Genomic DNA, 1,868 nt, shown 5'->3' with positions numbered 1-1,868 from the left:
TTGATTAGGGTGTCATAAATAGATTTTTTATGCCCCCATCATTATTGATTTATGCGTGATTTTGAAAAAAGTTGCAAAATATCGTATTTTATCTTTATTGAAAAAATAAAAACGTAAAATTAAGGCTCTACTGAGCATCCTTTTTACATTGATTGCTCCTATTTTGAAGGAAAACCATATTTTTGAGCGCACTAATCCTCTGACCGGCATATGATCCACATTATATCTTCGTCGCAGCACAGATGGCAATCCCTCAACACCATTTCTTTTTTTTGAAAGTATGCGATATTCCTCTGATGATAGCTTTTTAAGATATGCAGCACGTTGAACCATGTTTTCTGTTACCATTACAAATGCAGATTTCTTTTGTAGTTTTGCACCACATTGATCACGAAGCGAACAGTTTTCACAAGTTTTCTTGTTAAAGGATGCTCGGTACACGCCAGTTGCGTTGTAATAACTCGTTTTGTATGGCTTGTTCCCGGCGGGACACTTCGTTACTTCTCTTGTTTGTGAATCTATTTGAAAGTCTGCTTGTATTACATCGGGTGATTTGCCAAGAAGTGCTGTTGTTACTAGGTCAATGTTATTGTCTGTAGCTAGTTCTACATTTTCCACGCTGGCATAGGCTCCATCTGCTATAAGCGTTATTTGCGTTTCCTGTACGCCTAATTTTTCAATGGTTTCCTTGCAAAAGCTACTATCACTATGACTATTTTGTTGATAATCATATGAAGTTATAATAGCACCATTTTTATCAAATGTTTCCACTAAATTCCCAACGTATCCTTTATTATCTTTGCCAGCCTTGCTTCTAAAAGTAGCATCTGGATCAGATGGATTTTGGAGACTACTTGGAGATATTTGTTTTTTATCTTTAAGAACTACGTTTCCTTCAGAGTTCTTTTCTGCTTGTTCCATAAGAACTCTTTGAAGAAGCTGGTATTCTGGCAGTTCATAATAGGCATCACCTAATTGCGCGACAAGTACAGCTGCATCATCAATGACTTGTTGAAGTCTTGATGATATTTCTTCACTTTTTCTATGATAAATTGTTTCGTTTCTATCTTCATCATCAAGATAATGTTCCACGCCTTTTAGTAGGTGATCCTCACCTGTTTTGTTGATAGCTTTTGCCATATTGGCTACACAGGTATAAAGAATTTCAAGACGTGACATCTTTTTGCAGCTAGAAGATACCATTAAACTATCCATACGTTTTACAGAAGGATCGATGTCCATATACTTCACAAAAACTTCAGCCATGGACTCCATTTCTTCTTGAAGAAGATCCTCTCCCGTTTCAAGTGTATGAAGATAAAGTCTTTCCCTAAACCTGCTGAATGTACGGTCACTAAATGGCTGTTCAACAAAGCTTGTTGTATGAAGTGCATACTGAAAACGAATGTCACAGAGTATGCTTGCCAGAAGTTCATCATCTGTTAAATTGAAGAGCTCCTTTAAAATAAGTGAGCCAACAACTGAATTCACCGGATTGTTGGGTCGTGATGCTTTCGTGTCACTATATAATACAGCAAAACGTTTCTCATCAATTGCTGGAAAAACAAGGTCTGCAAACCCTTTTGCCCATGAATTCTTAACGAACTTCTTGGTACGTTCATTGAGATTAAAAAAATTATCCTCTAGGTTGAGTTGCTGAGATTCGTTTGTTGTAAATGACATAATTAAATACCTTCCTCAATGAATTTTATTGATTTAATTGTACCATAAAACAAGCAAATTTTCCTTTAAAATCAATGATTTGAAGGGATTTATCATGTGAAATTTCAGAAGAAATTTTTGTGCTTTTTCTAATTAAGAAAGTAATCTTAGTTGGGGAGTCTTTATTACTTTTGACACCCTAATCA

At 35.7% G+C, this 1,868-nt stretch carries 1 protein-coding gene; it reads right to left on the bottom strand.

The window, feature by feature from the left end:
* Positions 1-27 precede the first annotated feature (27 nt).
* Complete coding sequence (locus tag P0N36_RS15160; protein ID WP_275843722.1) at positions 28-1,683, bottom strand: transposase; 1,656 nt, start codon at positions 1,681-1,683, stop codon at positions 28-30.
* Positions 1,684-1,868 lie beyond the last annotated feature (185 nt).

The organism is Petrocella sp. FN5, from assembly GCF_029210395.1.
In the GTDB taxonomy this organism is placed as follows: Bacteria; Bacillota; Clostridia; order Lachnospirales; family Vallitaleaceae; genus Petrocella.
Note: the sequence above shows the minus strand (reverse complement) of the source record. Positions and strands in the feature narration are given on the sequence as shown.

Excerpts from the sequence above, each read along its gene's own strand:
- P0N36_RS15160 (WP_275843722.1), bottom strand. The coding sequence starts at position 1,683 with ATGTCATTTACAACAAACGAATCTCAGCAACTCAACCTAGAGGATAAT.